Raw genomic sequence first — 14,190 nt, forward strand, 5'->3', positions numbered from 1 at the left:
TGAACCAATGAAATATAAAAGAAAGTGTGCATATTGTCACTGACGTCTACAACAAACGTATGATAATAAACTTAAAATTAATAAAAACTAATTAGTAAATGGTTGTTAATATTTAGTTAAGAATTATTAATGAGTAGTTTATGTTAATTGCTGTTTCAAGCATATATCATGATACATGTAATCCCAAAAAGAAAGAAGGAATTTGTTATGAACATGAAAATGGCATTAGTTTCAGGTGCTTTAGCGACAACATTTTTGCTAGGTGCTTGTGGTAACGACAACGCAGATAAAGCAAAAGAGGACAACAAAGCTGAATCTTCAATGCACGACAAAAAAGCGAATGAGTCTAAAGTAGATAATTCAAAAGTAATGAAAACAGGCACATTCAAAGGTGAAAACAACGAAATGGTAAAAGGTAAAGCTGAGATTAAAGATGGTAAGTTGATGTTAACTGACTACGAATCATCAAAAGGTCCAGATTTACATGTTTACTTAACAAAAGGTAATGTCATCAAAAACGGTGTGAAGTTAGATGCAGTTAAATATAACGAAGCAACTCAAACTTTCGACCTTAAAGATGTCAATGCAGCAGACTATGATACAGTAACAATTTACTGTGACAAAGCACACGTTATTTTTGGTTCTGCGGAACTTAAATAGTTAGACGGAATCGACATCATGAAGAAAGGAGAGTAACATATGGCGATAGCTTATAAAGTCTTAATTTTGATTATTCGCTTAGGATCAGGTTTTTATATCCTGATGCAAGGCTTTGAAAAACTAACGGGTGGTTTTGCGATTGATGGACTTGTTTCAGTAATCCGTGACAACCAAGATTCCCCACAATGGTATAAGACATTCTTTGAGTTTGCAGTTGCAAACCACCTGGAGCTTTTCAAATGGATGGTTCAAATAGGTGAGATTGCAATTGGTTTAGGTCTCATTTTAGGTGTTTTCTCATATACTGCGAGTTTCTTTGGTGTGTTTGTTATGTTAAATTATATTTTAGCTGATATGATTTTTACGTACCCACTTCAATTGTTGTTTTTCATTATTCTATTAATGAATAGAGAAACATTAGCATCATTGAGTTTAAATCATTTCATCAAACGTAAAAATATAAGGAATGATGAACATGACGCACATACTCATAGTTGACGACGAGCAAGACATCCGAGAAATCTGTAAAACCTATTTTGAATACGAAGGCTACCACGTTTCCACAGCATCAAATGGCAAAGAGGCACTCGATTTATTAAATACGAATGTTGATGTTATGGTAATTGATATTATGATGCCTGAGATGAATGGATATGAAGTGGTACGCGAGATGAAAAATCAAGGACTCGATATCCCATATGTTTACTTAACTGCGAAGACAAGCGAACAAGACACCATATTCGGTTTAATGTTAGGGGCAGATGATTACGTCAAGAAACCCTTCAGTCCCCGTGAGTTAGTTATACGAGTGAAAAATTTAATGAATCGTGTCAACGTCACAAGTCCTTCAACACAAGAAACGATTCATTGTGGCAGACTCGTATTAAATAACTTAAACAAAACCGTAGAATTAGAAGGGGAAGTGATCCCTTTTCGCATCAAAGAGTTCGAATTGCTATGGTACTTTGCAAACCATGAATCAGTCGCTTTGTCCAAAACAGATTTGCTAGAACAAGTTTGGGGTTACGAGTATTACGAAGACATGAATACCCTAAATGTTCATGTTCATCGTATACGCGAAAAACTAGAGAAATATGGCTACGATGACTATATCATTGCAACGGTATGGGGATTGGGCTATAAATTTCAGAGGCAGCTTTAAATGACGATACGCAAGCAATTAATTTATTCGTTTATCGTCACAATTATCACAACGACCTTTTTATTCTATACGCTATATAAATTGATGTGGTTTGATGGACCGTTAACGATTCTATTAACGCTATGTTCATTTCTTTCTGGTATGATGACACTCATTATCGGTATCTTTTTTACAGTCCCCATGATTAAAAAGATAGAAAGGCTGAACCACAAAACTCAAAAAATAGCGAATGGCCAATTTGAAACAGAAAAGACAAAAATACATGCCCCAAAAGAAATACAACAATTGAGTGAATCTTTTGATCAAATGGTCGATAAAATTCAAGAGCAAATGAATCTTATCAAAGAAGAGCAAGAAGAAAAGATGAATTTAGTTCAAAATCTTGCCCATGATTTAAAAACACCCTTAGCAAGTATTAAGTCCTATTCAGAAGGATTGCGAGACGGCATTATCCATAGTGAATGTGATACGAAGAAAGCATACAGCATTCTTATAAGTCAGTCTGATCGGTTGTCGAGAATGTTCGACGATTTGACAGACGTCATCACAGTCAACCACCAAGAAAGCGAACAAACACTCATTCATATGGATCAATTGCTTATCCCAATATTTGAAATTTATTCACAAAAATTACACCATGAAAACAGACAGCTTGATGTAGAAATAGATCCTAATATCAAACCTTTTATTCAAGACCAACGCGCGATAGAACGTATCCTCATGAACTTCATCGATAACGCGCTGAAATTTTCTGACCACGGTTCGCCCTTAGCCGTGAAGGTCTTTGAAGAAAATGATGAAATTGCCATCTCCGTCATTGATCAAGGTATGGGTATTATGGAATCAGATATCAAAAATATATTTGAACGAACTTTTCGCGTAGAAAGTTCTCGACATAAAGATACAGGTGGTTCTGGTCTTGGTTTATATATTGCTAAAACTTTAGCGCATCAAATGGATGGGCATATCGAAGTGAGTAGCACATATGGTCAAGGGACAGCAATCACATTATACTTCCCTCCAAAAGTATGTTAAATATAAATAATAATTCTCAAACTCAGTACTTCTCAAACCTTTCATAAATTATATAGATAGATATTACAGGCGTTAGGCATAGTCCTAGCGTCTTTTTTGATGGATGGAAAGCTAAACGTTCAGAAATATAGCTTTCTCTCTTCACATTCTTTCATCTCACCTCCGTCTCTTTTTTGTTGCAATTGCACATCTCTCTCATACTGTTTCACCACTTTAAAAATGCCCATAAATAGGTGTTATTTCTTGATGATTTCTTTCTTTATTTCAATTTCCTATATGTTCAAACTTATCCATTTTTATATTAATCATGATTTTATGTTTTTGAAACCGCTTTGATTATGAATCGTTTAAGGTTTTAATAAAGACAACTACAGTGTGGTGCAAAGATGCGCGTGTAGTGAGTTCTGTCGTTTCCTTCGAGCTGCATATGCAAAATTTCGTTTTGAGAACTGAAGTGAATTGCACATCTATAAAACGACTGGAGCTATTACAATAATGACATAGGAGGTTGAACGTTGCTAACGAACAGACAATTTGAAATTTTAAACAAAGTTATCAAAGCTCAAGATTTCATTTCCATTGCTGAATTGGCAAATGAATTTGAACGCTCCGAAAGAACGATTCAATATGATATTGAGTACATTGAGTTTATGAAGGAAGCATTACAATTACAAATTCAAAGGAGTAAAAGTAACGGCATTAAAATTGAGTGTGAAAATTTCAGTGCAATTCGGCAGATGAATCGTGCGACTTTTCCAGATGTGCATTTTACGAAAAGTGAACGGCATTTACAAATTTTATTACATCTGTTTGAAGCGAAAGCACCTGTTAATTCTCGGATGTTATCTACTTTGGTTAATGTGTCGCGACGTACGATTGTAGATGATTTGAAAGATGTGACAGAGTGGCTTCAAGCGCAGGCGTTAACTTTACGTTATATGAAAAATAAAGGGTTTGTCATTGATGGAGATGAAGGGAGTTATCGCAAGGCTTATGGTCTCATTATTCACGATTATGTAAAGTCGACAAATGAATTAGTACGCAAGACATTATTTGAAAATGAAGATATGCAGTGGATGCGACAAATGGTCATTCGTACGTTAGAAGAAAAGGGGTATCCACTCTTTCAAATTGCGCTTGATGGATTAGTGATTCATTTGCTCATTGCGATACAGCGTGTTAAAAAACAATTTACGATGGAACCGCCGACAGAAGCACTCACAGCATTGATAGAGACGGATGCATTCCGAGTTGCTCAAGCGATTGCAGTCGAAGTCGAACAACATGATGACATTGCGTTTCCGATATCAGAAACGATGTTCATAGCACTTCATTTATTGAGTGCTAAAAAGTTAAAAATTGAAAATGATCATGTTGGCACTGAAGAACTTAAAATTCTCATTCACCAATTTGTCGAAAGGATGAGTGCGAGCTTGGGCATTGATTTGATTAGAGACACGAAATTGCTCAATAATCTCTATCTACATTTGGCTCCTGCACTCAATCGGTTAACATATCGTTTCGTTCAACATAATCCTATTAAACAAGAAATTTATACTCAGTACATGGAAATAACAGAAGTGATTACCGACAATATTTGGATTTTTGAAGAATTATACGAGGTTGAATTTACAGATGATGAAATGGCATATTTAACACTTCATGTCGCTTCGGCAATTGAAAGATTGACACAGCATAGAGGTCGAAAAATCAAAATTGTATTATTGTGTGGCTCTGGTATTGGAACGTCACAATTATTAAAAGAGAAGTTACGAAAAATTTACCCAGAGTTTGATATTTTAAATGCTTATTCGTTGTATCAAATTGATGAAACACAGTTGAAAAAACGTTACGTCGATTATGTCATTACGACAGTACCAATCGAATTGGAATCCATTGAATGTATTAAAGTGACACCTTTTTTGGACGAGAAAGATAGAGAAAAACTTAATGACATCATTAATAAAGAACGGGAACGCTTTGTACATCATCTATCAAGACGAGGCTTGCAATTGAAACAAGTGATGAAATCTGAATTTTTGGGATCGATTCACCAAAAGATGTCTCGAAATGAAGCGATTGCTGAAGTGATGCGACCGCTAGAGCAAGCAGGCATGATTCATGCACAGTACAAAAAAGAAATTATCAATAAGTTGGATGAGTTTGGGGCATATATGGTCATCAGTCCGCATATTGCGTTACTTCACGGCAGTACAGAATTTGCGTTGAAGGGAGTAGGCATGACATTGTTTCATTTTGAACAAGGTGTCTACTTTGGACATGAGCGATTTGATCCGGTCAAGGTGATGATTGGTTTAGCGACCGATGAACCGCAAAAACATTTAACTGCTTTGAAAGAACTGAGTGACATATTGATGGATGACACCATGCGTGTCCAACTCTTAAATGGAGATTTGACGGGATTGAAAAATAAATTAGCGTGTTTGTAAAGGAGGCCGAATATGTCCTTAGAAATGCTGACAGAAGATAAGATCAATGTGAAAGAATGTGTGGCATCGTGGGAGGAAGCAATTAAAGAAGCGTCTCAACCCCTCGTAGAACAAGAGTATATTAGTCAAAGTTATATCGACGCGATGATAGATAGTGTATATCGACATGGTCCCTATATTGTCATTGCCCCGGAGATTGCGATTGCCCATGCGCGTCCGAATGGTAACGTGAACAAAGTCGGGATCAGTTTGTTGAAGCTCAATCAGCATATCAATTTTGGTGAAAAGAGCCACTATGCCAGCTTAGTTTTTGTATTTAGTGCAGTGGATACGCACTCACATTTGGATATTTTACAGAGTTTGGCACAGATTTTAGGAGATGTAGCAATAGTAAAAAATTTAATTCAAAGTCAAAATGAAAAGGAAATCTTATCAATTATCAAAGGGGTAGAGCAAAGATGAAAATTTTAGTGGTATGTGGTCACGGATTAGGAAGTAGTTTTATGGTAGAAATGAATGTCCAAGAAGTGTTAAAACAGTTGACGCTAAAAGATGCTGTCGATGTTGAACATAGTGACATTATGAGTGCAAGTCCTGAAATGGCTGATTTGTTTATTTGTGGACGTGACTTAGAAGAAAATGCGGCACGACTCGGGGATGTGCTCATTTTAGACAATATTTTAGATAAGGCAGAGTTAGAAGGAAAACTAATAGATAAATTCGAGACGTTAGATGTCATTTAAAAATAAGGAGTGTTGTCTATGCAAACGATACTTGATTTAATAGTTGATGTACTGAGCCAGCCTGCGATACTTGTTGCTTTAATTGCATTCATCGGCTTAGTTGTACAGAAAAAGCCAGTGTCAGTAGTGACATCCGGAACAATTAAAACGATTCTAGGTTTTTTAGTATTAAGTGCTGGCGCCGGTGTGGTTGTGCAATCATTAGAACCATTCGGAAAGATTTTCCAACATGCATTCGGAGTCCAAGGGGTCGTTCCAAACAATGAAGCGATTATTTCGATAGCTTTAGAAAAATATGGGACAACTGCAGCACTCATTATGGTATTTGGCATGTTAGTGAACATTTTAATTGCGCGCGTATCGAATTTGAAGTTTATTTTCTTAACTGGGCATCATACGTTTTATATGGCCGCATTTTTAGCCATTATTTTAACGGTAGGGCATATTAAAGGTGTGTTAACGGTTATATTAGGTGCATTAATTTTAGGATTGATTATGGCTGTATTTCCAGCATTAGCACAACCGACGATGCGTAAAATCACTGGTAATGATCAAGTCGCATTAGGCCATTTTGGGACAGTGAGTTATTGGGCAGCAGGTGAAGTAGGAAAATTATTTAAAGGCCATTCTAAATCGACGGAAGAGATTAACTTTCCCAAAGGTTTGAGCTTTTTACGAGAAAGTACGATTAGTATTTCGTTAACAATGATTTTGCTGTATCTCATTGCGAGTTTATTTGCTGGTGTCGGTTATGTACACGATGAAATTAGTAAAGATCAAAACTTTATCGTTTTTTCACTCATTCAAGGGGTTACATTCGCGGCAGGGGTGTTTATCATTTTAACGGGCGTCCGCTTGATTTTGGCCGAAATTGTACCTGCATTTAAAGGTATTTCAGAAAAGTTGGTTCCGCATTCGAAGCCAGCATTAGATTGTCCGATTGTATTCCCTTATGCGCAAAATGCAGTATTGATTGGGTTTTTCGTTAGCTTTTTAACAGGTGTACTTGGTATGTTTGTGATGTTTTTAATTGGTGGTGTAGTGATTTTACCGGGTGTTGTCCCACACTTCTTCTTAGGTGCGACTTCAGGTGTGTTTGGTAATGCACGCGGTGGCATTAAAGGGGCTGTTGCAGGGTCAGCATTAAATGGTCTACTGATCATGTTTTTACCTTTACTCTTCTTACCGTTTTTAGGAGATTTAGGACTCGCTTCAACGACCTTCTCAGATACTGACTTTTTAGTTGTTGGCATTGTATTTGGTAATATCGTCAAATATTTAGGCATTGTGGGTCTGGTCATAGGTATTATCATTGTAGTTGCCGTCGCGATTGTATTACAAAAGCGCGGTCGTACAGTTTCAGAAGCGACAAAGTCTTAATGCATCTGCATTTAAAATAAACTTGCACCTTTCTTAAAGAGACGCTATAATAGTGTCATAAGATTTCACACATGTACTACACCAAACCCCCTCACTCTGGACCAGTGAGGGGGTTTTTATGGTGTGGCTACAATCGCCTATTTTTGTCTCTGTTGTCTTTTTTGTGTAGCCAATAGGCAAATAAAGCAACAGTACAGCCACTTAAAGTAGTGGCTATATAGTGAAAAAAGATTTCACACATATGTCTACACCTCCCTTCTATGCCAAAATGACACCTAAAGGATAGGCGATACCCTATTATATAACATTATAAATGCAAAAATAAAGTTATAATATAAAAATAGTCGTTTATTGTTTTTCTGCTGATGAATGGTTCTCTGTTTTTTTAAAAGTCAATCTCACATCGCGTGATACTTCAATTGTTCGACGTTCATTGACGTCACTTTTAAAAATTTTGTGATAAGCGCCTAGAAACATATGAGAGTAAATTTAGTTTTCATCAATAGAGTTACAATTTTTATAAAGAAAGGTTATAATAAAGATGTAAAATTTTACAATAGGTTTACACCTCACTTCCTCACTGTACCAGAGTGAGAGGGGTTTTTAATGGTGTGGCTACAATCGCCTATTTTTTTACCGTTATTTTTATTTCATAGCCAATGGACAATCAAAGCAATGGTACACCTACTGAGAACAGTGAGTGTGTATTGCTTTAAGATTTCACACACGACCCTTCACTTTTTATTCAAAGTGAGGGGGTTTTTATTATCGCTTATTTCTCATCTGACTCGTTTCTCACAATGCGATAATACATAGAGATATTCCTCATATTTAAAATCCATCCCCAACAAATCTAACGACGATACACGTGATTTAACTAAAAAAAATCGTACGATGAAGTTCCTTTTGACACCTTCTATCTCACAACGCTTTGTTCACATAATGTTAAAAAAGAAATGACAAATCGGTTAATGATTCAGATATCATTTGAAAATCACTATATATGGTGTTTATGATTGTTTATAGACACTACATATAGAAAAGAGTGATATTTTGACACAACTTGAAAAACAATTAACAGGTTTAATGACAAAAGATCCAACGATTGTAAATGAAAATGCTAATAAGGATAGTGAGACTTTTTCAACAATGCGCGATTTAACGGCAGGTGTCGTTTCAAAATCATACGCGTTACAACATTTATTACCCCCGCATGTTGCGATGGCGCATCAAAAAGGAGAAATTCACTTCCATGATTTAGATTACCATCCATTCCAACCGCTAACGAACTGTTGTCTCATCGATGCGAAAGGAATGATGGCACATGGTTTTCAAATTGGGAACGCACAAGTGACATCTCCAAAGTCAATTCAAACTGCCGCGGCCCAACTTGTTCAAATTATTGCGAATGTGTCTAGCAGTCAGTACGGTGGTTGCACGATTGATCGTGTTGATGAATTATTGAGTCATTATGCAAAGTTTAATGAAGAGAAACATCGTGAGGTTGCACGTGAATTTGTTAAGAGTGATCAAATTGATGACTATGTAGATAAACGGGTAACCCAAGATATTGCAGATGCGGTCGAAAGTTTAGAATATGAAATTAATACGCTCTATACTTCAAATGGTCAGACGCCGTTCGTTACATTAGGGTTTGGATTAGGCATAGATGAGCTTAGTCGCAAAGTACAAACAGCAATTTTAAAGACACGGATTAAAGGACTCGGTAAAGACCGCATTACAGCGATATTTCCAAAACTCGTGTTTTCCATTAAAAAAGGGACTAATTTTGCACCAGAAGACCCGAATTATGACATCAAACAGTTGGCGTTACAATGTGCGATGAAGCGGATGTATCCAGATATTTTGAATTACGATAAAACTGTAGAACTTTTAGGTGACTTTAAAGCGCCAATGGGATGTCGCTCATTTTTACCTGCATGGCAAAATGCACAAGGTGAGTTTGAAAATAATGGGCGCTGTAATTTAGGCGTGGTCACGCTAAACATTCCACGTATAGCGATTGAGTCGGCTGGTGATATGACGCGTTTTTGGGATTTGTTTGATGAGCGGATGCAAGTCCTACACGATGCGCTCGTTTATCGTATCGAGCGTGTGAAAGAAGCTGTACCGAACAATGCACCAATATTATACAAACGTGGCGCTTTCAAACACCGAATTAATGAAGAAGATCCGGTCGATACATTTTTCAACCAACGACGCGCAACGATTTCGATGGGCTATATTGGATTATATGAAGCAGCGACTGTGTTCTTTGGTCCAAATTGGGAGACGAATCCTGAAGCGAAAGATTTTACATTAAATATTTTAAAACAAATGAAAAATTATCAACTTGAATGGACAGATCAATATGATGTATGGTTTAGCATCTATAGTACGCCTAGCGAGTCGTTGACGGACCGTTTTTGTCGCTTGGATCGAGAAGCATTTGGTGACATACCAGATATTACAGATAAAGGTTATTACCAAAATTCTTTTCACTACGATGTGCGTAAAGATGTCACACCCTTTGAAAAGTTAGATTTTGAGAAAGACTACCCTTATTTAGCATCGGGTGGCTATATCCACTACTGTGAATACCCTAAATTAGATCATAATGTGAAAGCGCTCGAAACTGTATGGGATTATGCGTATGACCGAGTGAGTTATTTAGGGACTAACATTCCGATTGACCATTGCTATGATTGCGGTTTTGAAGGTGATTTTGATACGACTGAGACAGGTTATCGTTGTCCGGAATGTGGCAATCAAAATCCAGAAACGGTGGATGTGGTGAAGCGGACATGTGGTTATCTTGGTAATCCTGTGCAACGTCCGACGATTGAAGGCCGCCATAAAGAAATGTGTGCACGAGTCAAACATCTGAAGGTACGTCAATCATGAGTGTATTAGATGTAAGCACTGGTGCCGGTTATATTGCGAAAATCGAATACCAAAGTTTTGTCGATGGTGAAGGTGTCCGATGTAGTGTTTATGTCTCTGGTTGTCCATTTCAATGTCAAGGTTGCTACAATAAAGCAGCCCAACATTTTCGCTATGGTGAAGCAATGACGCATACGGTGATGGAAGAAGTGCTTGATGCGTGTGCGCCAGAATATATAGCTGGATTAAGTATTTTAGGAGGCGAACCTTTTTGCAATTTGAAAGTTGTTGCGCCACTTGTTCAAGCTTTTCGTGCACGATACGGTCGTGAAAAGTCATTATGGATATGGACGGGATATTTATTCGAATATTTATGGCGTGCTAATGACCAACGGACAGAGATCATAAAACAAACTGATGTGATTGTAGACGGCATGTTCATGCAAAAATTATATCAACCTAATTTGCCCTATAAAGGGTCATTAAACCAACGTGTCATTGATGTTCATCAATTTATTAAAACTAAGATGATGAGCCAGTCGATTTACATTGAATAAACAGATGCGTGCTGATTCTCATAAATATAATTTTTCGAATTTTTGCAACTTGCAAGAAAATTCGGATTTGTATATTGACATCGTTAAGGATGTTAGATAGACTTGTTGTAACATTAAAAGCCAGTAAAACACCCGCACGGTTATTGCATTGGCCGTTCTATTTTCGCGATACATCTTGCATTTTAACAATTGAATCATACTTATCAAGATTGGTGGAGGGACAGGCCCTTTGAAACCAGGCAACCTATTCAGTTAGGTGCTAATTCCTGCAGGTGATTTTACCTGAGAGATAAGTCTTCTAGTAAAAGTCTATCTTTATCAGGTAGGCTTTTATTTTTTATGATTAGGAGGAATGTCAAATGAGAAGTGATTTTAAATTTGAAACGTTGCAATTGCACTCAGGACAAGAAGTCGACGAAAGTAGCCATTCACGTGCTTTACCAATTTATCAAACGACATCTTTTACTTTTGACGATACAGCACATGCGGCGAATTTATTCGGTTTAGATGAACTTGGAAATATTTACACACGTCTGATGAATCCTACAACGAACGTTCTTGAAACACGGGTAACCGAACTTGAAGGGGGTGTCGCTGGTGTAGCGGTTGCTTCAGGTATGGCAGCGATTACTTATGCGATTCAAGCTGTCGCGCAAAAGGGTGATCATATCGTAGCAAGTTCTACATTATATGGCGGGACACATACACTGTTCACACATACGTTACCGAAATATGGGATTGATGTCACATTAGTCGATACGACAGAAGTTAGTCATATAGAAAATGCGCTTCAAGACAATACGAAGGCCTTATTTGTAGAAACGATTGGTAATCCAGAAGGTAATGTTGAGGATTTTGATGCACTTGTAACAATTACAAAAGCACAAGGTATTCCACTTATTGTTGATAATACATTCGCGACGCCTTATCTTTCACGTCCGATTGAACATGGCGCGAACATTGTTGTTCACTCTGCAACCAAATTTATTGGTGGACACGGAACATCAATGGGCGGGGTCATTGTTGATGCAGGTAATTTTAATTGGGATAATGGCAAGTTTCCAGGATTAAGTGAACCCGATCCATCTTATCATGGTTTAGTATTCAGTGAAAAGTTTGGTGAAGCCGCACTTGCTTTTAAAATTCGAACAACAATATTAAGAGATACAGGAGCAGCAATCTCACCATTTAATGCATTTTTACTAACGCAAGGATTAGAGACGCTTTCATTACGGTTAGAACGTCATGTAGAAAATGCTGAAAAAGTTGCACAATATCTTGAAAAGCATGACAAAGTCGCATGGGTTAAATATGCTGGCTTGCCAACGAGTGAGTATTATGCGTTAAAAGAGAAGTATTTACCAAAAGGCGCAAGTTCCATCTTTACCTTTGGTGTCAAAGGTGGATACGAAGCTGGCAAAAAATTTATTGAAGGCTTAGAATTATTTTCTTTGTTAGCGAATGTAGGAGACGCCAAATCGCTTGTCATCCACCCCGCATCAACGACACATCAACAATTGACGGAGGCAGAACAAACAGCAGCAGGTATTGCCCCTGAAACGATTCGTCTTTCTATAGGCCTTGAGCATATCGATGATATTATTGCGGATTTGGAAAAAGGCTTTGCTAAACTTTAATTTTTAAACGTCGCACAAAATAAAGGGAAATTCATGATACGGTAGATTGAAATGAATGCTTTTAAACAATGAAACTTCATATGGAAGATGCAGTTGTTCTACCGCCATGATTTTACCTTTCATTAATTAAAAAGTATCCCCATGAATATACATCATCGTCTTATCAAGAGAGATGGAGGGACTGGCCCAATGAAATCTCGGCAACAGGAATTGATTCACTGTGCCAATTCCAGTAGCACAATTGCTAGAAGATAAGTCAACTTTCACTATGCCTTATCTTCCTATTTTTAGGAGGTAATGTTCATGACACGAAAACAAATTCATTTTAACGGATTCGTCCAAAACTCTCCCGCTCCCCATGCTGCAGGTTTATGGAAACACCCAAAAGATAAAGGAGCGACACACCACAATTTAAAATATTGGACGAATATAGCTCAAACTTTAGAACGTGGTTTATTTGATGGTATTTTTATTGCTGATGTATTAGGTACTTATAGTGTTTATAATCAGTCCCATGACGCCGCAGTGAAACACGCAGTTCAACTCCCCGCACACGACCCTATCCCACTCGTTTCTGCTATTGCAGCAGTAACGGAGCATATTGGTATTGCACCTACTGTTTCTACTACTTATGCACAACCGTATAAACTAGCCCGTCAATTGTCTACACTCGATCATCTGACAAATGGTCGATTAGGTTGGAATGTTGTGACGTCTTATTTAGAAAGCGAGGCAGTGAACTTAGGTTTAAAAGAACGCTTGCCTAAAGCGCTGCGTTACAGTCGTGCTGACGAATTCTTGCAAGTGAGTTATCAGCTGTGGGAAGACAGTTGGGAGGACGATGCAGTTGTTAAAACGCGTGAGACAGATACGTATGCTGATCCTTCCAAAGTTCATGCGATTCACCATAAAGGTACATTTTTCGATATACCTGGACCGCATCTTGTAGAGCCTTCCCCTCAAAGAACACCTGTTTTATTTCAAGCTGGTGCCTCCGAAAAAGGTAAAACGTTTGCTGCGAAGCATGCAGAGGCTGTGTTTACTAAACATACCTCTATTGAATCATTACGAGCATATGTCACAGACATTCGTACAAGGGCACAACAATTTGGCCGTAATGGTGAAGATATCCTTGTTTTTCCAATGGTTTTACCTATTATCGGTGAAACTGAAGAAGAGGCTTATGAAAAATATGAAGCACTGCAAAATGAAGTCAGTTATGAAGGTTCAGTCGCATTGTTAAGCGGACATACGGGTATTGATTTTTCTCAGTATGATCCAGATGAATATATCGAAAATATAGAGACAGAAGCGATGCAAGGCAATCTTAATTTGTATACAAAAGATCCACATCGAAAATGGACATTGCGGGAAGCGGTGAAAAACCACGGGCTCGGTAATGGGACGGCTAAGTTCATTGGCACACCAACACAAATTGCTGATCAATTGGAATTGTGGGCGAATGAAGGCGGTGCAGACGGTTTTAATATTGCACAAGCCTATTCTCCAGGTACGTTTGAAGAATTTGTGGACTTCATCATCCCTGAATTACAAAAAAGAGGTATATATCGTACAGAATATGAAGGTGAAACTTTACGTGAAAACATGTTTGGCAAAGGCCATACGAAAGTGAAACCGACACATCCCGCGCGAAATAAAAAAGTCAATTTAGTACAAATATAG

Annotated in this window: 13 protein-coding genes and 2 riboswitches; of the genes, 12 read left to right on the top strand and 1 reads right to left on the bottom strand. The window is 37.6% G+C overall.

All coding sequences use genetic code 11. The annotated features are described in order from the left end of the window. Positions 1–207: 207 nt before the first annotated feature. From P3U61_RS00895 to P3U61_RS00930, 8 genes are all read left to right on the top strand, one after another. A complete protein-coding gene (locus P3U61_RS00895; protein ID WP_014612843.1) occupies positions 208–660 on the top strand; it encodes a DM13 domain-containing protein in 453 nt (150 codons plus the stop codon). 39 nt (positions 661–699) lie between these two features. Continuing rightward, positions 700–1,158 (top strand): DoxX family protein, encoded by a 459-nt coding sequence (locus P3U61_RS00900; protein ID WP_014612844.1) that lies wholly within the window; start codon positions 700–702, stop codon positions 1,156–1,158. Beyond that, positions 1,136–1,822 (top strand): response regulator transcription factor, encoded by a 687-nt coding sequence (locus tag P3U61_RS00905; protein ID WP_015729722.1) that lies wholly within the window; start codon positions 1,136–1,138, stop codon positions 1,820–1,822. Before P3U61_RS00900 ends, P3U61_RS00905 begins: the two co-directional genes overlap by 23 nt. After that, positions 1,823–2,857: a sensor histidine kinase gene (locus P3U61_RS00910; RefSeq protein WP_014612846.1), complete on the top strand. Its 1,035-nt coding sequence runs from the start codon at positions 1,823–1,825 to the stop codon at positions 2,855–2,857. Between the two features lie 515 nt (positions 2,858–3,372). Then, complete coding sequence (locus tag P3U61_RS00915) at positions 3,373–5,307, top strand: BglG family transcription antiterminator (protein WP_015729721.1); 1,935 nt, start codon at positions 3,373–3,375, stop codon at positions 5,305–5,307. Positions 5,308–5,319: 12 nt separating this feature from the next. Beyond that, positions 5,320–5,769 (top strand): PTS sugar transporter subunit IIA, encoded by a 450-nt coding sequence (locus P3U61_RS00920; protein WP_014612848.1) that lies wholly within the window; start codon positions 5,320–5,322, stop codon positions 5,767–5,769. Further along, entirely contained in the window at positions 5,766–6,050 is a 285-nt protein-coding gene (locus tag P3U61_RS00925) for a PTS sugar transporter subunit IIB (RefSeq protein WP_014612849.1), read from the top strand. Before P3U61_RS00920 ends, P3U61_RS00925 begins: the two co-directional genes overlap by 4 nt. An 18-nt stretch (positions 6,051–6,068) precedes the next feature. Then, positions 6,069–7,430: a PTS ascorbate transporter subunit IIC gene (locus tag P3U61_RS00930; protein ID WP_015729719.1), complete on the top strand. Its 1,362-nt coding sequence runs from the start codon at positions 6,069–6,071 to the stop codon at positions 7,428–7,430. 127 nt (positions 7,431–7,557) lie between these two features. On the opposite strand, the gene P3U61_RS00935 is transcribed toward P3U61_RS00930, so the two are convergent. Continuing rightward, positions 7,558–7,671 (bottom strand): type I toxin-antitoxin system Fst family toxin, encoded by a 114-nt coding sequence (locus tag P3U61_RS00935; RefSeq protein ID WP_110144662.1) that lies wholly within the window; start codon positions 7,669–7,671, stop codon positions 7,558–7,560. A gap of 845 nt (positions 7,672–8,516) precedes the next feature. Between P3U61_RS00935 and nrdD the strand changes: the two genes are divergently transcribed. The 4 genes from nrdD to P3U61_RS00955 all read left to right on the top strand — a co-directional run bounded on the left by nrdD (position 8,517) and on the right by P3U61_RS00955 (position 14,190). Further along, positions 8,517–10,334: an anaerobic ribonucleoside-triphosphate reductase gene (gene nrdD, locus P3U61_RS00940; RefSeq protein ID WP_373568390.1), complete on the top strand. Its 1,818-nt coding sequence runs from the start codon at positions 8,517–8,519 to the stop codon at positions 10,332–10,334. Continuing rightward, complete coding sequence (gene nrdG, locus P3U61_RS00945; RefSeq protein WP_014612853.1) at positions 10,331–10,870, top strand: anaerobic ribonucleoside-triphosphate reductase activating protein; 540 nt, start codon at positions 10,331–10,333, stop codon at positions 10,868–10,870. The genes nrdD and nrdG overlap by 4 nt, the downstream gene beginning before the upstream one ends. A gap of 197 nt (positions 10,871–11,067) precedes the next feature. Continuing rightward, a riboswitch (SAM riboswitch) is annotated at positions 11,068–11,166 on the top strand. 63 nt (positions 11,167–11,229) lie between these two features. Continuing rightward, positions 11,230–12,507 (top strand): O-acetylhomoserine aminocarboxypropyltransferase/cysteine synthase family protein, encoded by a 1,278-nt coding sequence (locus P3U61_RS00950; RefSeq protein ID WP_014612854.1) that lies wholly within the window; start codon positions 11,230–11,232, stop codon positions 12,505–12,507. Positions 12,508–12,664: 157 nt separating this feature from the next. Beyond that, positions 12,665–12,765: riboswitch (SAM riboswitch) on the top strand. A 45-nt stretch (positions 12,766–12,810) separates the two neighbouring features. Continuing rightward, on the top strand, positions 12,811–14,190 hold the full coding sequence (locus tag P3U61_RS00955) for an LLM class flavin-dependent oxidoreductase (RefSeq protein WP_015729717.1): 1,380 nt from the start codon (positions 12,811–12,813) through the stop codon (positions 14,188–14,190).

The organism is Staphylococcus pseudintermedius (assembly GCF_034042775.1).
Classification (GTDB): domain Bacteria; phylum Bacillota; class Bacilli; order Staphylococcales; family Staphylococcaceae; genus Staphylococcus; species Staphylococcus pseudintermedius.

What these genes read in the sequence shown, in the direction of transcription:
- P3U61_RS00895 (WP_014612843.1), top strand. Translation starts at nt 208, where the DNA reads ATGAACATGAAAATGGCATTAGTTTCAGGTGCTTTAGCGACAACATTT.
- P3U61_RS00900 (WP_014612844.1), top strand. Translation starts at nt 700, where the DNA reads ATGGCGATAGCTTATAAAGTCTTAATTTTGATTATTCGCTTAGGATCA.
- P3U61_RS00905 (WP_015729722.1), top strand. Translation starts at nt 1,136, where the DNA reads ATGACGCACATACTCATAGTTGACGACGAGCAAGACATCCGAGAAATC.
- P3U61_RS00910 (WP_014612846.1), top strand. Translation starts at nt 1,823, where the DNA reads ATGACGATACGCAAGCAATTAATTTATTCGTTTATCGTCACAATTATC.
- P3U61_RS00920 (WP_014612848.1), top strand. Translation starts at nt 5,320, where the DNA reads ATGTCCTTAGAAATGCTGACAGAAGATAAGATCAATGTGAAAGAATGT.
- P3U61_RS00925 (WP_014612849.1), top strand. Translation starts at nt 5,766, where the DNA reads ATGAAAATTTTAGTGGTATGTGGTCACGGATTAGGAAGTAGTTTTATG.
- P3U61_RS00930 (WP_015729719.1), top strand. Translation starts at nt 6,069, where the DNA reads ATGCAAACGATACTTGATTTAATAGTTGATGTACTGAGCCAGCCTGCG.
- P3U61_RS00935 (WP_110144662.1), bottom strand. Translation starts at nt 7,671, where the DNA reads ATGTGTGAAATCTTTTTTCACTATATAGCCACTACTTTAAGTGGCTGT.
- nrdD (WP_373568390.1), top strand. Translation starts at nt 8,517, where the DNA reads ATGACAAAAGATCCAACGATTGTAAATGAAAATGCTAATAAGGATAGT.
- nrdG (WP_014612853.1), top strand. Translation starts at nt 10,331, where the DNA reads ATGAGTGTATTAGATGTAAGCACTGGTGCCGGTTATATTGCGAAAATC.
- P3U61_RS00950 (WP_014612854.1), top strand. Translation starts at nt 11,230, where the DNA reads ATGAGAAGTGATTTTAAATTTGAAACGTTGCAATTGCACTCAGGACAA.
- P3U61_RS00955 (WP_015729717.1), top strand. Translation starts at nt 12,811, where the DNA reads ATGACACGAAAACAAATTCATTTTAACGGATTCGTCCAAAACTCTCCC.